Consider the following 18957-nt stretch of genomic DNA (forward strand, 5'->3'; position numbering starts at 1 on the left):
AATTAGCCGCTTTCGACTCCACACATTGGCGTGGTTGGGGAGAGTAAAAAACAAAAAATATGAAATTAAATACAAGAAATTTTTATATACAAACAACTCCCTTCCCTTTGGGGAGGTCCCGATGGCTATCGGGAGGGGTGGGGATTTTGCTTTTATTTGTCCAATTTTCTTTCGCTCAAAAAAAGGAAGAAAACATTGGGACAGAAGTGGTAAATGTGGTAAAGCCTTACACGCCTACAATTTCGGATGCTTTCAAAGTAAAGGAAACTCCCGTTCTTGACGACGAAGGAAATACTAAAAAGGAAATCATAAAATACACGATTTTTTCCTTTCCGGTGGCTTCGACTTTTACGCCATCCAAGGGAAAAGCCGAAGGTGTCGAAAAAGAGGAACAAGCGCATTTATTCAAAAATTATGCAACTTTCGGTGGTGGAAATTACGGAATTGTAAATGCTGAATTATTCGTAAATCAAGATTTGGATAATAACTCCTATGTGGGAGGAATGTTTCGCCATCTTTCCTCGCAAGGTTCCATAAAAGGGGTAGAATTAAGCAACAAGTTTTATGACACTTCTATTGATTTGACTTATGGAATTCACGAGAAAAATTTGTCTTGGAATGTTGATTTGGGTTACCAAAACCAGATTTATAATTGGTATGGTTTGCCAACAGGTTTCGGAAGTGCGTTAACTCCAAATGATAGAGCTAATTTGATTGCAGGAATCAATCCACAGCAAAGCTACAATACCATTTATTTGGGAAGCAAAATAGAATTTAATGAAAGTTTTTTAAAGGAAGCAAGCGTGAAATTCGATCATTTTTCGGATGCTTATGGTTCTTCGGAAAACAGATTTTATGTGAAGCCTTCGTTTCAATTTGATGTCGACGACAAGGAAATAAAAACGAATGTAATTGTTGATTATCTTGGAGGCAGTTTTAAAAAAGACTATTGGAACACCAATACAAACCCAATAAAATATGGGTATACCAATATTGGTATTGCGCCTAGTTTTGTGATGAACCAAGACGATTGGACGGTACATTTAGGAGCTGGTTTGTTTTATAGCATAGACAATCAAAACAGTAGCAATAAATTTTATGTTTATCCGCAAATTAATGCTTCCTACAAAGTTGTTGGTGATTTGATGATTTTTTATGCAGGAGCCGAAGGAAATTTGGGACAAAACTCCTATTCGGATTTTGTTAACTTAAATCCATTTTTGTCACCAACATTAAACATCGTACCAACGGACAAACAATATGATATTTTTGCTGGATTGAAAGGAAAAATCATCAATAATGTGAGTTACAACATCCGTGGTTCTTATGTTAATGAAAGGAATAAAGCATTATTTAAAAGCAATGATTATAGCGAAATTAATCCTAGTGAAAATTACACTTTTGGAAATTCGATGCAAGTGGTTTATGATGATATGAAAACCTTGAGTTTTTATGGAGAATTAAAAGCTGATTTTTCGAAAGAGGTGACTTTTGGAATCAATGGAACTTTTAGCAGTTATACCAATAAAAATGAAGCGAAACCTTGGAATTTACCGGCAATTAAGTTGAGTTCTACCCTGGATTTTAATATTACTTCAAAATGGTATGCGGGAATTAATGTGTTTTATGTTGGTGAACGAAAAGACTTAAAAATAAATATGGATATTATTTCTATTGTGCCTATTGTTAATACTCCAATTACTTTGGATAGTTATTTCGATGTAAATGCCCATTTGGGGTTTAGATACAGCGATAGATTGACTGCCTTTTTGAGAGCCAATAACATTACAAACAAAACCTACGAAAAATGGCTGAATTATCCGGTTCAGGGGTTTCAGGTAGTTTTAGGAGCGAATTATAAATTTGATTTTTAACAGATTTAACTTTTTTAAGTTGACTCTAAAAAATTATACTAACGAAAAAAGGCTTCGTTTTAGAAGCCTTTTTTCGTTAGTATAAAGAATACTTATTCTGTGAAAGGAACAGCAACTCTAACTTTATCCCAACCCAAATTAAGTACTATTCCATTGTCAGACTTGGTAAAAACCATTGAAAAAGCTTCAAGTGATTCTTTTACTTCGGTTACGGGAACGGTTAATCGGGCAACATCATTTTCTGGTTTATAAGAATAGGCTCCCCAAACGTTTAGGTCTTTATTGATGATAATGGTATACTTATTTTTATCAGGAATGGTATATAAAGTATAGGTACCTGCTTGAATTTTGGTTTGTCCAAAAGTAAGATCCTTATAGAACGTAATTTCAGTTGCTTCATTAGCGCCGGTTCTCCAAACTTTTCCGAATGGAGTTAACTCACTAAGACTTCGTCCTTTTAGCTGAGGTCTGCTGTAAGTAACTTTTACTATTTTTGACGGGATTTTATAATCGTTTGGATAGGAAGCTATATCCATTGGGCTTTTGTCAAGGTCGGGAAATTTTTGAGCATTCGCATTAAAAGACAAAAGCATCGTAAATGCAAACATAATTGTGGTAACGAGTGTCGATTTTTTCATAGTTTCTATTAAAAAGGTTAGGATGTTAAAATTATAGATTGTGTCTTTATAAAGTTAAAAAATCGTGTTAAATTTTTGAATTAATTCTTTAAGTAGGGATATAATAATGGGGAGACTCTATAATAAAAACATAACTTTGTTCACTTTTATGATGAATATGCCAGTCGTCCTTGTTTTTGGGGAATCTATTTCATTAATCTGTTTTCAATAAAAAAATATGACTTTCAAACAAAAAATATATCTGCATTATCAGCAATTAGTCCAAGACAGAATCGATGTTTTCAAGGATATGATTGTGGCACTTACCGAAGATTCTAAGAATGACGCCAAAGGTTCTGCCGGCGACAAACACGAAACGGCTTTGTCGATGATGCACATCGAGCAGGAAAAACTCAATCGTAAATTGAGAGAAGTTTTGGAACAGAAAAATGTTTTAGACAAAATTGATTCAGCCACAATTGCCAAAACTATTATTTTGGGAAGTTTGGTCAAAGCCAATGGAATATACTTGTATTTAAGCGTGGCGCTTCCAAAAATTAATGTCGAAGGAATTAACATCATTGCCTTGTCTCCACAATCTCCTTTGGGCAATAAATTAATGGGGAATGAAGTTGGATTTTCGTTTGAGATTAATACTACTTCTTACACAATCGAGGAAATTTTATAGTTATAAATTTGTGAAATTTTCTCAAATTGTTATATTTACGAATATTTTATAATTACATTTGCTTATAATTTGAGATTTTTTCTCAAAATAAAAAAAATAGAAGTTATGTTGTTAGAATTCACAGTCGGGAATTTTTTATCATTTAAAGACAATAAAACCTTTAGTTTAGAAGCAGGAAGTATTTCTGAACTTAAAGAAAATGTAGTGAAAGAAGGAAAATACAAAGTCCTTCGTTCAGCAGTTATCTATGGCGCTAATTCAAGCGGTAAAAGTAATTTTATTAAAGCTTTGGATTTTATGGTTGAAACTATAAAGAATTCATCAAAGCTTAATTCCACTGATAAATTAAATGTAAAGCCGTTTTTGTTAAATACTAAAACTGAAAATCTACCTTCTTTTTTTGAAATACTTTTTACGGAATCAAATAAGAGATATCGTTATGGTTTTGAAATTGATAGTGATAAAATTCACTCTGAATGGTTGTTTATTTTGGATGAAAAATCAAAAAAAGAAGAATTATATTTTGTTCGTGAAATTAATGGAATTGGTGTTGCCGATATTTTTGAAGAAGCAAAAGGATTGGAAAGTAAAGCAAGAGATAATGGATTATTTCTTCCTTTAGTTGATCAGTTTAATATTGAAGTTGGAAAAATAATTATGCAGAATATCTCTAAGTTATATGTTAGATCAGGATTAGAGCATGGCAGCAGTGTGTTTGCAACTAATATGATGTGTGACAATGATAGAGATCGGGGAATATTAAATACTTTTATCAAAAAATTAGATTTAGGTTTTGAAAATTTTAATCTTGAACAAAAAGAGGATATAGCTTTTGGAAATAGAGTGAGAACATTGCATAATGTATACGATAATAAGGGTAGTGTAGTTTCAAATTATGAATTTAATTTAAGTAATCAAGAATCATCTGGGACTAATAAAATTTTCGATTTATCAGGCTTTGTTCTTTTATCAATTCAACTAGGATTGGTTTTAATAATTGACGAGTTAGATTCAAAATTACATCCTATTCTTACTCAAGAAATAATTAAATTGTTTAATAATCCGGAAACGAATCCTAAAAATGCACAACTGATTTTTACAACTCACGATACTAATTTATTAGGAGCGAATTTGTTCAGAAGAGATCAAATTTGGTTTACGGAGAAAGACAAGATTGAATCTACGGATATGTATTCTTTGCTAGAGTTTAAAGATGAGAATGGTAAAACAGTCAGGAGTGATAGAAGTTTTGAAAAAGATTATATAAGAGGACGTTATGGTGCTATTCCGTATATTTCAAACTTTCAAGAAGTATAGTTATGGCAAATATCATAAAAATTGATAATGCTGTTTTAAAACGTACTGCAAGAGTAGAAAAGAAACGTAAAGAAAAAACGAGAGAAGTTCGAGTTTACTTTTTAATTGTTTGTGAGGGCGAAAAAACAGAACCTAATTATTTCAAATCCTTTAAAACAAATGTAAAGTCATTTGTTTATACCATTGAGACTTTGGGAGAAGGTTCAAATACTAAAGATTTAGTCAAAAGAACTATTAAGGCAAGAAATAATTCGAGTCAAAAACCTGATAGTGTTTGGGCTGTTTTTGATAGAGATAGCTTTAGTCCAAATAATTTTAATGGAGCAATTGAATTGGCTGAGAATAATGATATAAAAGTTGGTTGGTCAAACGAAGCTTTTGAATTGTGGTATTTGTTGCATTTTCAATATAGAAATACTTCAATGTCAAGAGCTAACTATAAAAAAGTGATTGAAGATGAAATAAATGCTAAAATTGCTGCTCAATCAAAAAGCAAAAAACCTAAAAAATTTGAATATAAAAAGAATAGTGCTGAAATGTATTCTATTTTAGAAAAGTATGGAAATCAAAAACAAGCCATAACTTATGCTAAAAAGTTGATTTTAAATCATAATTGCAACAATTTTGCAATTCATAATCCTTGTACAAGAGTACATTTATTAGTTGAAGAGTTAAATGGTGATTCAGAAGCGTTGAATGAACAAATAAAACAAAAAAGCGAATAAAAATCTCTTAAAATCCTTGATGCTTGCATCTGTTTCATCTGTGTATCATTCTTCTGTGCCTGACTGCATTTCACAACAATATCACATATTATAACAAAATTAAACATAATGTTAAATTAGTGTATTCTTTGGTTGAAAACCATCTAAATCATTAAAAAATAGAAATCCCTAATAAAACTTTTCGTAAATTCGCGACCTTAAAAGTTTGACTTTAAAACTAAATAAAATTATGAACAAAACAATGACAGTCGACATATTGTCGAGTATTAAAGGAGCACAGCCTTCAGAGTCCGTGAACAAATTATTTGATGTAATTAAAAATGCAATTCCAACAAATAATAATTCTTTAAATAATGTCAATCATAATTGTGTGTCTGTAAGTAATTTAAGAGAAGATGTTGTGATAGAGAGTTCGGCTATTGAGAAACAAATAATTATAGAAAACTTCCCGAACAAGAAAAATGGTTTTTTAGTTGTTGCTAAAGTGATAGAAGGATAAAATGGAATCTCAAATAAAAAAAATACACCAACAATTGGTGTCAAAACAAATAACTTGTACTGCTTTGGTACAAGAAAAATTAGACTTACTTCAACAAAATACCTACAACACTGTAAATTCTTTATTAGATACTTTAGCCTTAGAATTAGCTGCTAAGGTGGATGCTAAAATTGAAAACGGTGAAACAATAGGTTTATTAGAAGGAATTCCTTTTGGAATTAAAGATGTATATATGTTACAAGGAACTTACGCTACTGCAAGTTCTAATATGTTAAAAAATTATAAATCACCTTACACAGCTACTGCAATTCAAAAATTATTGGATGCAGGCGCTATTCCATTAGTGAAAGAAAACTGTGATAGTTTTGGACACGGATCTTCTAGCGAAAACACGATTTTTGGTGCTGTAAAAAATGCTATCGATCCAGCATTAGTTGCTGGAGGTTCAAGTGGAGGCTCTGCAGTTAATGTTGCAAAAGAATATACTGCGTTTTCAATTGGTGGAGATACTGGAGGTTCGATTCGTCAGCCTGCTGGGTACAACCATATTTATGGTTTTAAACCAACTTACGGAAGAATTTCCAGATTTGGTCTCATGGCCTACGCATCTTCTACAGATTGTGTTGGTCCATTGGCAAAATCAATTGAAGACATTCGAATTGTGTTGAATGTAATGAGCGGGAAAGACCCAAAAGATCAAACTTCAATTACTTCAACAGAAATTAGTGAAGATGCGATTGTAACTTCAACTGTGAAAACAATTGGGTATTTCAAAAACTTTATTGAAAGTGATGCAATTGATAGTCAAATAAAAGCTGATTTCTTAACCACTATCGAAAAACTGAAAGCCAAAGGAATTGCGGTAAAAGAATTGGATTTTTTCAAATCCGATATTTTAGTTTCAACTTATTATACATTGGCAATGGCAGAAACAGCTTCGAATTTATCTCGTTTAGACGGTACCAATTATGGTAACCGTATTGAAGCAGAGAATTTAATTGAAACCTATGCTGTGACTCGTTCTGAAAATTTTTCAGAAGAAACAAAACGTAGAATTGTAGGTGGAAACCAAGTATTGTCACAAGGTTTTTCGGATGAAATATATTTAAAAGGATTGGCTTTAAGAGACCAAATTTCTGAAAACTTCAGTAAAGATTTTCAAGAAGTTGATATTATTTTATCGCCAGTTACACCAAGTACTCCTCCTAAAATTGGAGACAGTTTAAAAGATCCATTGGCTATGTATTTATCAGATGCCTATACGGTTGGTTTTAGTTTAGGGCAATTGCCAACTTTAACTGTACCACAAGGAACAAGCACCGGATTGCAAATTACTGCAGCAAAAAATAATGATGAATTAGTGTTGAAGTTTGCTAACTTCTTAAAAGAAACGATATAATGGAATTGGAGCAATTAACTGCGGCTTTAAAAGCCCACGATTTAGAATTGGTAATTGGACTGGAAACACACGTTCGATTGAATACCAAAACCAAGTTGTTTTGTTCTTGTCCAAATCAAGAAATAGAAACACCTAACGAAAATATATGTTCGGTTTGTACGGGACAAATGGGCGTTTTACCCGCCTTAAATAAAGAAGCAATTATAAAAGCTATTTATTTTGGAAAAGCCGTGGGTTCGTCATTTAGTAATGAAGTAATATCTTGGGATCGAAAACATTACGAATATCCAGACAATCCAAAAAATATACAAATAACGCAATTTCACAATCCGATAATTCCTGACGGACACGTATCTTGTTACCGAAATGATGGCTCTCAATTTACCGTAAATTTAACACAGGTTCATATTGAAGAAGATGCTGCAAAATTGGTGCATGAAAAGAAGATTTCGTTAGTCGATTTTAACAAAGCAGGTGTGCCATTGATTGAAATTGTTACGGAGCCTTGTATCAGAAATATTGAAGATGCTTCAACCTATGCACAATACATTCATCGTATCGTTCAAAACATAGGAATCTCTGAAGCGAATCTTGAAAAAGGAGAATTTAAATCGGATGTTTCTGTGTCTTTACGCAAAAAACATAGTTACGAATTAAACCCAAGAACTGAAATCAAAAACTTGAACTCGTTTAAGTTTATGGTCGAAGCTTTGAAAGAAGAGGTGGAAAAACAGTTCAATTATTTTATTGAGCATAAAGAGTTTAGACCGGATCAAACTACGGTTTTGTGGGATGCTGATTTAAAGCAAACCAAAGTAATGCGTAAAAAAGAATTTGAAGCGGATTATCGTTTTATTTCTGAGCCAGATTTGCCTTTTGTAAATATTAAAGCTGAAATTGAAGCGATTAAAGTGGATACAAGCGCATTACCATACGCTGTTGAATCTATTTTGATTAGCGGTGGCGTTTTGCCACAAGATGCCAAATTTTTCACGGCAGATAAGTTGCGTTCGCAAACATTTGTAGAAATAAATAACGAAATTAAAGATCCTTCGTTTGTGGCTAAAACGTTGGCAAACAATATAAAGGCCGAAGATTACGCTGAAATCCATAGTATTGCCCATTTAACCGATATTTTCAAATTATTTAAAGCCGAAAAAATCACTGCTGTTTTAGTTCAAAATGCGATAACAGCTTATTTAAAAGATCGAACTTTTGACTACAACAAATACTTTGAAGAAAATACCATTTCAGAAGAAAAAATTCAAGAAGTTATTGCTAAAATAATTTCAGAAAATGAAGCTGTTGCCAATGATATTAAAGCAGGAGACCAAGGAAAAGCGGGTATTTTAGTTGGAAAGGTTTTAGGTGTTATTGGAAAAGGAGCGAATGGAAAAGTAATTCGTCATATTATTTTAGATAAATTAGGAGCTGCTGCTGTTTTAGAAAAGGAGCAAGCCTCTGAAAAAGTTTCGAAAGAAACAATTGTTGAGAATAAAGAAAGTCAAGAAGAATCGCTTCCTGAAATTCCTATTATTATAAAAGATACGTATAGAACACATAAAATTTCGCAATTATCAGATTCAACTATCCAAGAAGAAGTGATATTGTCTGGATGGGTTGCCAGTGTGCGTGACCACGGTGAATTGATGTTTATAGATTTACGAGATTCCAGTTATGAGATTTTTCAAGTACGTATCAGTAGAGAATCATTTCCTAATATTGATGAGTTAGTGAAATTAAAACCGGAATCGGTAATTTCGGTAACTGGGATTGTAGTTGGACGTAATGAAGATGATTATAATGCAGGTTTGCGTACTGGTAAAATTGAATTGGAAACTTCGGTATTAGAGATTTTAAATTTGTCTAAAACATTGCCTTTTGAAATCAAAAGAGCTGCAAAAACGAACGAAGCAGTTCGTTTTCAATACAAGTTTTTAGATCACAGAAATGAAGAAGTAAGAAGAGCCATTATAAACCGTCATAAAGTAATTAAATTATTGCGTGACATTTTAGATACGGAAGAATTTTTAGAAATTGAAACACCAATTTTAAGTGCGGGAACCGATGAAGGAGCGCGTGAATTTATTGTTCCTACACGTAAGCAAGCAGGTTTCTTTTATACGCTTCCACAAGCGCCTCAACAGTTCAAACAGATGTTGATGGTGAGTGGTTATGAAAAGTATTTCCAAATTGCACGTTGTTTTAGAGATGAAGATTCTCGGGGAGATCGTCAACCAGAGTTTACACAATTGGATTTAGAAATGGCCTACGCAAGTATGCAACAAATTATAGATTTAAACACAAAAATGTTTAATGAAGTAGTGAAGAAAATATACGGCAACAAATGGATTTTGCGTCCCTTTGAAGTGATTACCTATAAAGACGCAATGGATTTCTATGGTTGTGACAGACCTGATTTGCGATACGGCTTACGAATGCAAGACATTACAGATATTGTAAAAGACACCACTTTCCAGGTATTTAGTAAGCCTATTGAAGAGGGTGGAATTGTAAAATGTATCAAGGTTTCGGCTAAAGAGCAAGGAAACAAGCGTATGTCTAAAGGTCAAATCGAAAACCTTACCGCTATTGCTCAACAGCACGGTTTAGGTGGATTGGCTTATATTATTGTAAATGAAGACGAATTACAATCACCAATTATTAAGTTTTTAGGTGAAGATATTGCCGCAGGAATTATCAAAGTAACCAATGCGCAAGTAGGTGATATTGTATTCTTTTCAGCAGCAGATTACGCAACGGCAAACAAAGCTTTAGACGCTGTTAGACAAGAAATGGGTAAAATATTGCACTTAATTAATCCGAAGGAATTACGTCCGGCTTGGGTAATTGATTTTCCAATGTTTGAAAAAACGGATGAAGGAAGATGGACATTTACACACAATCCTTTCTCTATGCCAGCTATTTACGATTTGCAAAAGCATATGAATGGTGTTGAAGAAGAAATAGGAACAATTATCGCGCAACAATACGATATAATTTTAAATGGTTACGAAATTGGAGGAGGATCTGTTCGAGCACATAAATCGGAGATTCTGGAAGCGACTTATAGAAATATGGGTTACAACAAAGAAGAAATGATGAAGAGTGTGGGAACGATGTACAAAGCTTTTCAATACGGTGCACCGCCACACGGAGGAATTGCTTGGGGAATTGACCGTTTGATGATGATTTTAGAGAAAAAAGGATCCATTAGAGAAGTAATGGCTTTCCCAAAAACGGGTTCTAGCGAAGATTTATTATTTGGAGCACCATCTCTTTTATCGGATAAAAAGGTAGAAGAAATGAATGTGAGGATTATGAGAAAATAGGGTTTGTTCAATTTCAATGGCAAAATAAAAAAATAATTGAAATTGTTTAATTTTTCAAATTTCCAAAACTGCATTTTAAATGGTTGTTTTGGAAATTTGTCTTTTATACTAGTTTTTTAGAAATTGATTTTTGGTATTGAAATTATAGTTCTTTTTTAACCTAGTTTTTCATTTATATTCTATCGCAATTGATTTTTGAAATTGCCATTGAAATTGCCATTGAAATTGCCATTGAAATTACTATTGAAATTACTATTGAAATTGACTTTTTTTGTTAATAACTTACCAACTTAAAACACAATTTTAGCTATAAAATGGTATGTGTTTTCATATATTTGCTTGTTATACAAAAAATACATTTTAGAATAAAGATATATGAGCGAAGAAATCAAAAAGGACAATTATTCAGCAGATAGTATTCAGGCATTGGAAGGAATGGAGCACGTAAGAATGCGTCCTTCTATGTACATTGGAGATGTAGGTGTAAGAGGTTTGCACCATTTGGTTTATGAAGTTGTCGATAACTCAATCGACGAGGCGATGGGAGGACATTGCGACACCATAAGAGTTGATATAAATGAGGATGGATCGGTTACCGTTGAAGATAACGGACGTGGAATTCCGGTGGATATACATAAAAAAGAAGGTGTCTCTGCGCTTGAGGTTGTAATGACCAAGATTGGTGCCGGGGGGAAATTCGACAAAGATTCTTATAAAGTTTCTGGTGGATTGCACGGTGTTGGTGTTTCGGTGGTAAATGCTTTGTCAAAACATTTGAGAGCCACGGTTCACAGAGACGGAAAAGTGTATGAGCAAGAATACGAAAGAGGAAAAGCATTATATCCTGTAAAACAAATTGGGGAAACTACAAAAAGAGGAACAATCGTAACTTTTTATCCAGATCCAACTATTTTTACCCAAACAACCGAGTTTACTTACGATACTTTATCGTCTCGAATGCGTGAATTGTCCTATCTTAACAAAGGAATCACCATCACTTTCACGGATAAAAGAGAAGTGGACAAAGACGGAAATTTTGTTTCAGAAATTTTTCATTCTACCGAAGGTTTAAAAGAATACGTTCGTTATTTGGATTCCAATCGGGAGCCAATTATTTCTCACGTAATCTCAATGAATTCTGAAAAAGGGGAAGTTCCAGTTGAGGTTGCCTTGATTTACAATACAAGTTACACCGAGAATATTTTTGCTTACGTAAATAATATCAACACTCACGAAGGAGGAACGCACTTACAAGGTTTTAGAACTGGTTTGACCAGAGCCTTGAAGAAATATGCAGATGCCTCTGGAATGTTGGACAAATTGAAATTCGAAATTGCCGGAGATGACTTCCGTGAAGGGCTTACGGCTATTATTTCGGTAAAAGTTTCAGAACCACAATTTGAAGGTCAAACCAAAACAAAATTAGGAAATAGAGAAGTAGTTGCACCGGTAAGTCAAGCGGTGAGTGAAATGATTGAGAATTATTTGGAAGAAAATCCAAATGACGCTCGAATTATTGTCCAAAAAGTGATTCTTGCTGCCCAAGCACGTCACGCTGCCAAAAAAGCGCGTGAAATGGTACAACGCAAAACCGTAATGGGCGGTGGTGGATTACCGGGAAAATTATCCGATTGTTCCGAGCAAGATCCTACAAAATGTGAAGTATATCTTGTCGAGGGAGATTCGGCAGGTGGAACGGCAAAACAAGGTCGTGACCGTGCATTTCAAGCTATTTTGCCTTTAAGAGGTAAGATTTTGAATGTTGAAAAGGCGATGCATCACAAAGTTTTTGAAAACGAAGAGATTCGAAATATATTTACGGCACTTGGCGTAACCGTTGGGACAGAAGAGGATAGTAAAGCTTTGAATATCTCAAAATTACGTTACCATAAAGTAATCATTATGTGTGATGCCGACGTTGATGGTAGTCATATTTCTACTTTAATTTTGACATTCTTTTTCCGTTTTATGAAAGAATTGATTGAGGAAGGACACGTATATATTGCGGCACCGCCTTTATATTTAGTAAAAAAAGGAAATAAAAAAGAATACGCTTGGACAGATGATCAACGTGATATTGCCAATGCAAAAATGGGCGGAAGTGCAGCAATTCAGCGTTATAAAGGTCTTGGAGAGATGAATGCGGAACAATTATGGGAAACCACAATGGATCCAAGTTTCAGAACGTTACGTCAAATAAATATTGATAGTCTTGCCGAAGCGGATAGAGTTTTCTCAATGTTAATGGGGGATGAAGTGCCACCAAGAAGAGAATTTATCGAGAAAAATGCAGTTTATGCCAATATTGATGCATAAATCAATTAATCAGTTGAAGCAGTAAACAAATTAACCCTAGTCTTCTCCTTTGGAGAGGGCTGGGGAGAGGATAAAAAACATCAACGAATTAAAAAAAATAAAAAATGAAAGTTACAATTGTAGGAGCAGGGAATGTGGGAGCATCTTGTGCAGATTCAATTTCTTATAGAGGAATTGCAAGTGAAGTAGTATTATTGGACATTAAAGAAGGTTTCGCCGAAGGTAAGGCGATGGATATTTCTCAATGTGCCACTAATACAGGTTTTAATACCAAGGTAACAGGTGTTACCAATGATTATTCAAAAACAGCCAATAGCGATGTGGTTGTAATTACGTCTGGAATTCCAAGAAAACCTGGAATGACGCGTGAAGAATTAATAGGTATCAATGCAGGAATTGTAAAAACGGTTGTCGAAAATGTTTTGGCACATTCGCCAGAAGCCATTATCGTGATAGTTTCAAATCCTATGGATACGATGACTTATCTAGCGTTAAAAACTACAGGTTTGCCAAAAAACAGAATTATAGGAATGGGTGGAGCACTTGACAGTTCCCGTTTCAGATATTATTTGTCAAAAGCATTAGACAAACCCTCAAACGATGTTTCGGCAATGGTTATTGGCGGTCACGGAGATACTACGATGATTCCGTTGACAAGATTGGCTTCTTATAATGGTATTCCGGTTTCTGAATTTCTTTCAGAAGAAGAATTAGCTAAAGTTGCTGCTGATACAATGGTTGGTGGAGCTACATTAACTGGACTTTTAGGAACATCGGCTTGGTATGCTCCGGGAGCTTCGGTAGCGTATCTAGTGGACAGTATCCTAAATGACCAAAAGAAAATGATTGCTTGTTCTGTAATGTTGGAAGGTGAGTACGGACAAAACGATATTTGCATTGGTGTTCCATGTATTATAGGTAAAAACGGAATCGAACAAATTCTTGATATTAAATTAAGCGATACTGAAAAAGAAGCTTTTGCTAAAAGTGCAGTGGCAGTTCGAAATATGAATGCTGATCTGAAATCAGTTTTAGCATAATAATTTAGGTATAAAATAAAGAAGACTGCATAATTGCAGTCTTTTTTTTGACATTAATCAATAAATAAATTGGTTAATCTTTGCGTTAATTATATATTTGCTCGGTTTAAAAAAGATGATGTAATTCATAACGGTTTATTTTTCAACAAAAATGGATGTTATGGCTTATTTTATAAGGGTTGAAACAAAAATAAATACAATAAATAATTAATTTTTAGTAATAATGCAGAATAAAGGACTTATTAAATTTTTCGCAATTCTATTTGCATTGGTAAGCGTTTACCAACTTTCGTTCACTTTCGTTTCAAGTAAAATAAAAAGCGATGCAAAATCTTTTGCTGGTGGAAATCCTGAAAAAGAAGTAAAATATTTAGATTCCATTGGTAAAGAAAATGTTTTCAATCTTGGATTTACCAATTTTACTTTCAATGAAGTAAAAGACAAACAAATCAACAAAGGTCTTGACTTAGAAGGTGGTATCAATGTAATACTGCAAATATCGGTAAAAGATGTTTTAAAAGGATTATCCAATAATTCTAAAAACCCGGTTTTTAATAAATCTTTGGCCGATGCAACCGCAAATCAAAAAGGAAATCAAACGTATATCGATGCTTTTTTCGAAGCTTTTGAAGCTAATTCAAAAGGAAACGTAAAACTGGCTTCGCCTGATATTTTTGCCAACAGAACTTTGCAAGGTGAAGGTGGAATTGATTTTCAAATGACCGATGCTCAAGCGCAAAAAGTAATTCGTAAAAAAGTAGATGAATCAGTTGATAGTGCTTTTGGAGTTTTAAGAAAACGTATAGATCAATTTGGTGTAACTCAACCTAATATTCAAAAATTAGGAAATTCAGGTCAAATTCTTGTTGAACTTCCTGGCGCAAAAGATGTGGATCGTGCTAAAAAATTATTATCAAGCACAGCTCAATTGCAATTTTGGGAAACCTACAAAATAGATGAAATGGGTAACTTTTTAATGGCTGCAAACGAGGCATTGAAAAAAACCGAAATCAAAACTCCAGAAGTTAAAACGGTTGTAAAAGATACTTTAAGTGCTTTATTAACAGATAAAAAAGACACAACTTCTGCCAAAAAAGGAAATAATCCTATACTTGATAAAATTATTCAACAAGGTGGTGGACCAGTTTTGGGACTTTTCTCTCCAAAAGATACTGCCGTTGTCGGTGGTTATTTAAGAAGAGCAGACATCAGAATTTTATTGACGCCAGACCAGCATTATGCAAAATTTGTTTGGGGAAAACCAACTACTCTTAAAGATATAAAAGGAAAAGATATCGATGCGGTTGAATTATATGCTTTAAAAGGAAATAGAGACAATGTAGCCGCCATGAGTGGTGGTGTGGTAACCGATGCCAAAGATTCATTCGATCAATCAGGAAAACCAGCTGTTACAATGCAAATGAACGGTCAAGGAGCAAAAGCTTGGGAAGAATTGACCGGTAGAGCTTATACACAAAAAAGCAATATCGCTATCGTTCTGGACAATATTGTATATTCTGCTCCAGGTGTTTCCAGTGGTCCAATTTCGGGTGGTAGATCAGAAATTTCTGGAACTTTTGATGTTACAGAAACTAAAGATTTAGCTAACGTATTAAGAGCAGGTAAACTTCCTGCTGCCGCAGATATTGTTCAGTCAGAAGTGGTTGGGCCATCCTTAGGTCAAGAAGCGATTGATAATGGTACAACTTCTGCAATTGTTGGGTTGTTATTGGTGTCACTTTGGATGATGGTTTATTACGGAAAAGCGGGTTGGTATGCTAATATAGCATTGGCAGTCAACTTATTATTTTTGTTTGGAATCTTGGCAAGTTTAGGTGCGGTACTTACACTGCCTGGTATTGCGGGTATTGTTTTAACAATGGGTACTGCCGTTGATGCGAATATTATTATATATGAAAGGGCAAAAGAGGAACTGCGTTTAGGTAAAACGCTGGAAGAAGCAGTAAAAACTTCCTATAGTTGGAAAGGAGCAATGCGTTCTATTATTGATGCCAACGTTACTCACATTTTGACTGGTGGTGTATTATTTATTTTTGGTTCAGGACCAATAAAAGGTTTTGCCACTACTTTGTTAATTGGTATTATTACCTCTTTATTTACCTCTATCTTTATTGCAAGAATCTTTATTGATTGGAGCATAAGTAAAAACAAAAAAATATCATTTGTTACCGGATTTTCTAAAAATTTCTTTACCAATTTCCACTTTGATTTCTTGAGTATCAAAAAATGGACTTATTTATTCTCTGCAATTGTTACAATTGTGAGTATTTATTCATTAGCCACAAATGGTTTGGATCAAGGTGTTGATTTTGTTGGTGGTAGAACCTTCCAAGTTCGTTTCGAAAAACCTATTGAAGTTGAAGTAGTAAAGGCAGAATTAGCAAAAGTACTTGATGGTAGTGCCGAAGTAAAAGTTTTTGGTAAAGACAATCAATTAAAAATTACCACAAAATATAAAGTAAAAGAACACGGAATCCAGGCAGATCAAGAAGTAAACAAATTGTTATACGATAATTTGAAAAAACACTATTCTGCAGGATTAACTTATGATAGATTTGTGAATTCTTATGAAGGTAAGAAGTATGGTATAGTGCAAGCTTCTAAAGTGGGACCAACAGTTGCCGAGGATATTAAAACCAATGCTTATTGGGCAGTTCTTGGAGCAATGCTTATTGTTGGGTTATATTTGGTAATTAGTTTCAGAAAATGGCAATACAGTTTAGGGGCGATTGCCGCTGTTATTCACGACGTTATATTCGTATTGGGAATTTACTCATTACTTTATAAATACATGCCTTTTGGTATGGAAATCGACCAGCACTTTATCGCTGCGATTCTGACAGTTATCGGTTATTCTATGAATGATACCGTAATTGTATTTGATAGAGTTCGAGAATTCTTGGACGGTAAAAAAGCAAAAGGTAATTTCAATAGTATAGTAAATCAGTCCATTAACAGTACGATGTCGAGAACCATTAATACGTCTTTAACGATGATTATGGTATTGATGATTATGTTTGTTTTTGGTGGTGAGTCTATCCGTGGATTTATCTTCGCGATGCTGATAGGTATTATTGTAGGAACTTATTCTTCATTATTTATCGCAACTCCTGTTTTATGTGATACAATGTCAAAAGCGGAACATAAAAGAATTGAAGAAGCGCATAATGCGTAACATCATTTTATTTTAAATATTTATAAAAGACCCGAATTTTATTCGGGTCTTTTTTTATGCCAGAATTGCGGTTTTATTTCAAGTGGTATATTTTTTTATATTGCCAATTCTTTAAAATTCGCATCATCCTATAATAAGTCAATTTTTTTCTGGACTTGACAATAATTAAATAATTAATTTTATTAAAGTTTCAAATTTTATATTTTTACTAAATATTGCTATAATTGCCCCCTCGATTTAAAGCAAACTAAAACCTACGAAAATGAAAAAAATTATCAAGTCGTTAGCATTTCTATTTTTGATTACTGCTTTATCGAATGCAAGTGCTTTCGCTAAAAATAGCATCAGCAGTTGCGCAAGTGAGAATCTTGCTCCATCTCCGCCAACAGTTTATTCACCAGTTACTTATTGGCAAAATTGTTCAAAACCATTAACGGCAATTCCTTCAGGAGGAGGAGTTTTGAATTGGTATACTTTGCTAGCTGGTGGAGTAGCACTACCTGGAGCGCCAACACCAAATACAACAACAATTGGTTCAACAATAACATATTATGTTAGTCAAACTATTGCGAATGTTGAAAGTATTCGCGTTCCAATTGATGTCAAAGTAGAAGCTGATAATGGGGCTACTATTTTAAATTTTCGATGTGATTCTTCACAGATTCCAACATATTCGTTAGATTATAATCCGCCAGCTACAATTAATAATTCAGTTTTATTTGATTGGGCAAACAACAATGCATTTATTTCACAGACATATGTTTGTACTTATTCTATTCAAGGAGGCACATCAGTTACTGAATTTAATCCAAATAACGAATCACATTATATAGTTACGAATTTGTTGCCTGGACAATCCGTGGAATTAACATTGACTTCCGCTTCGCATCCCTGTGTACCTTCACTAAAAATGACTTGTAGTGTTCCTTGTGGTGCTTCAACTACAACTCCAACATTTGGTCCAATACAAACAACCTATTGTTTAAATGATGTGCCACCAGTTTTACCCACAACTTCTACAAACACACCTCAAATTACGGGAACTTGGAGTCCCTTACCAGTTGATACTTCAACAATGGGTACAAAAACGTATACTTTTACTCCAGACCCAATATTATTTCCTTGTGCAAAGACAACACCATTGAGTGTGACGGTGAAACCTATTGAACCTAGTTTCACCGATTTTACAATCTGTTCTGGTGATCCTGCTCCTCCTTTAAGTAACGTTTCACCTAATGGTATTACCGGAACTTGGAATCCGCTAACCGTTGATAATATGAATAATGACACTTATACTTTTACTCCAAATTCAGGTCAGCCGTGTACGCCAACTGATAAAACTATCAACGTTACGGTTAATCCATCAAACTCAATTTTGAGTTTGGTTTGGACCATTACTGATGCATTTGTAAAAAATCAGATAGTCACCGTCACAGATCCAATAGGAGTGAACTACTCATATCAATTAGATTACGACCCCTTTCAAGAAAGTCCTGTCTTCGAAAACGTGGCTTCAGGAACGCATTCATTAACAGTTAAAGATGTAAATGGTTGTAGTGAATTAACTAACGATAATGTATTGGTTATCAATTATCCTAAATATTTCACTCCAAATGGGGATAGCTATAATGACACATGGAATATTTTTGGCTTAAAAGACCAATTGGATTCCAGAATTTATATATTTGATCGCTATGGCAAATTATTGAAAGATATTAGTCCAAATGGTCCTGGATGGGACGGAAATTATATAGGACAACCAATGCCCGCAACCGATTATTGGTTTACCGTTGAATACTCGGAGCAAAATACTGTCAAAAAATTCAAATCCCATTTTTCATTAAAAAGATAAATAGAAAAAAGCCCCAAAATCGGGGCTTTTTTTCTATGTAATATATTCTGAATCACTTTTTTGGAGAATTCTCCATGTAATACCGCTGTATATTTCATTTAG

General features: G+C 33.9%; 12 protein-coding genes. 11 read left to right on the plus strand and 1 reads right to left on the minus strand.

Annotated features, from left to right (window positions below):
* Nucleotides 1–59 precede the first annotated feature (59 nt).
* A complete protein-coding gene (locus B2145_RS05655; RefSeq protein ID WP_291099446.1) occupies nt 60–1874 on the plus strand; it encodes a TonB-dependent receptor in 1815 nt (604 codons plus the stop codon).
* Nucleotides 1875–1966: 92 nt separating this feature from the next.
* On the opposite strand, the gene B2145_RS05660 is transcribed toward B2145_RS05655, so the two are convergent.
* The gene (locus B2145_RS05660) at nt 1967–2512 is read right to left on the minus strand and encodes a DUF2911 domain-containing protein (RefSeq protein WP_291099448.1); all 546 of its coding nucleotides are present in this window, start codon (nt 2510–2512) and stop codon (nt 1967–1969) included.
* Nucleotides 2513–2729: 217 nt separating this feature from the next.
* On the opposite strand from B2145_RS05660, the gene B2145_RS05665 reads away from it, so the two are divergent.
* The 10 genes from B2145_RS05665 (at nt 2730) to B2145_RS05710 (ending at nt 18855) form a co-directional block, all read left to right on the plus strand.
* Nucleotides 2730–3179, plus strand: coding sequence for a hypothetical protein (locus B2145_RS05665; protein WP_291099450.1), 450 nt, complete (start codon nt 2730–2732; stop codon nt 3177–3179).
* 105 nt (nt 3180–3284) lie between these two features.
* A complete protein-coding gene (locus B2145_RS05670) occupies nt 3285–4496 on the plus strand; it encodes an AAA family ATPase (protein WP_291099453.1) in 1212 nt (403 codons plus the stop codon).
* A 2-nt stretch (nt 4497–4498) separates the two neighbouring features.
* The gene (locus B2145_RS05675) at nt 4499–5221 is read left to right on the plus strand and encodes an RloB family protein (RefSeq protein WP_291099456.1); all 723 of its coding nucleotides are present in this window, start codon (nt 4499–4501) and stop codon (nt 5219–5221) included.
* Between the two features lie 241 nt (nt 5222–5462).
* On the plus strand, nt 5463–5720 hold the full coding sequence (locus B2145_RS05680) for a hypothetical protein (protein WP_291099459.1): 258 nt from the start codon (nt 5463–5465) through the stop codon (nt 5718–5720).
* Nucleotide 5721: 1 nt separating this feature from the next.
* Entirely contained in the window at nt 5722–7119 is a 1398-nt protein-coding gene (locus B2145_RS05685) for an amidase (RefSeq protein WP_291099462.1), read from the plus strand.
* Complete coding sequence (gatB/aspS, locus tag B2145_RS05690; RefSeq protein ID WP_291099465.1) at nt 7119–10451, plus strand: bifunctional amidotransferase subunit GatB/aspartate--tRNA ligase AspS; 3333 nt, start codon at nt 7119–7121, stop codon at nt 10449–10451. Before B2145_RS05685 ends, gatB/aspS begins: the two co-directional genes overlap by 1 nt.
* Nucleotides 10452–10826: 375 nt before the next feature.
* Nucleotides 10827–12767: a DNA topoisomerase (ATP-hydrolyzing) subunit B gene (gene gyrB, locus B2145_RS05695; RefSeq protein ID WP_291099468.1), complete on the plus strand. Its 1941-nt coding sequence runs from the start codon at nt 10827–10829 to the stop codon at nt 12765–12767.
* Between the two features lie 104 nt (nt 12768–12871).
* The gene (gene mdh / locus B2145_RS05700) at nt 12872–13807 is read left to right on the plus strand and encodes a malate dehydrogenase (RefSeq protein WP_291099470.1); all 936 of its coding nucleotides are present in this window, start codon (nt 12872–12874) and stop codon (nt 13805–13807) included.
* A 223-nt stretch (nt 13808–14030) separates the two neighbouring features.
* Nucleotides 14031–17003: a protein translocase subunit SecDF gene (secDF, locus tag B2145_RS05705; RefSeq protein ID WP_291099473.1), complete on the plus strand. Its 2973-nt coding sequence runs from the start codon at nt 14031–14033 to the stop codon at nt 17001–17003.
* A gap of 262 nt (nt 17004–17265) precedes the next feature.
* On the plus strand, nt 17266–18855 hold the full coding sequence (locus tag B2145_RS05710; protein WP_291099476.1) for a T9SS type B sorting domain-containing protein: 1590 nt from the start codon (nt 17266–17268) through the stop codon (nt 18853–18855).
* The last annotated feature ends 102 nt before the right edge of the window (nt 18856–18957 follow it).

It is taken from the genome of Flavobacterium sp. UBA5153, assembly GCA_002413745.1.
In the GTDB taxonomy this organism is placed as follows: Bacteria; Bacteroidota; Bacteroidia; order Flavobacteriales; family Flavobacteriaceae; genus Flavobacterium.

Excerpts from the sequence above, each read along its gene's own strand:
- B2145_RS05665 (WP_291099450.1), top strand. The coding sequence starts at position 2,730 with ATGACTTTCAAACAAAAAATATATCTGCATTATCAGCAATTAGTCCAA.
- B2145_RS05675 (WP_291099456.1), top strand. The coding sequence starts at position 4,499 with ATGGCAAATATCATAAAAATTGATAATGCTGTTTTAAAACGTACTGCA.
- B2145_RS05685 (WP_291099462.1), top strand. The coding sequence starts at position 5,722 with ATGGAATCTCAAATAAAAAAAATACACCAACAATTGGTGTCAAAACAA.
- gyrB (WP_291099468.1), top strand. The coding sequence starts at position 10,827 with ATGAGCGAAGAAATCAAAAAGGACAATTATTCAGCAGATAGTATTCAG.
- mdh (WP_291099470.1), top strand. The coding sequence starts at position 12,872 with ATGAAAGTTACAATTGTAGGAGCAGGGAATGTGGGAGCATCTTGTGCA.
- B2145_RS05680 (WP_291099459.1), top strand. The coding sequence starts at position 5,463 with ATGACAGTCGACATATTGTCGAGTATTAAAGGAGCACAGCCTTCAGAG.
- gatB/aspS (WP_291099465.1), top strand. The coding sequence starts at position 7,119 with ATGGAATTGGAGCAATTAACTGCGGCTTTAAAAGCCCACGATTTAGAA.
- B2145_RS05670 (WP_291099453.1), top strand. The coding sequence starts at position 3,285 with ATGTTGTTAGAATTCACAGTCGGGAATTTTTTATCATTTAAAGACAAT.
- B2145_RS05660 (WP_291099448.1), bottom strand. The coding sequence starts at position 2,512 with ATGAAAAAATCGACACTCGTTACCACAATTATGTTTGCATTTACGATG.
- secDF (WP_291099473.1), top strand. The coding sequence starts at position 14,031 with ATGCAGAATAAAGGACTTATTAAATTTTTCGCAATTCTATTTGCATTG.
- B2145_RS05710 (WP_291099476.1), top strand. The coding sequence starts at position 17,266 with ATGAAAAAAATTATCAAGTCGTTAGCATTTCTATTTTTGATTACTGCT.
- B2145_RS05655 (WP_291099446.1), top strand. The coding sequence starts at position 60 with ATGAAATTAAATACAAGAAATTTTTATATACAAACAACTCCCTTCCCT.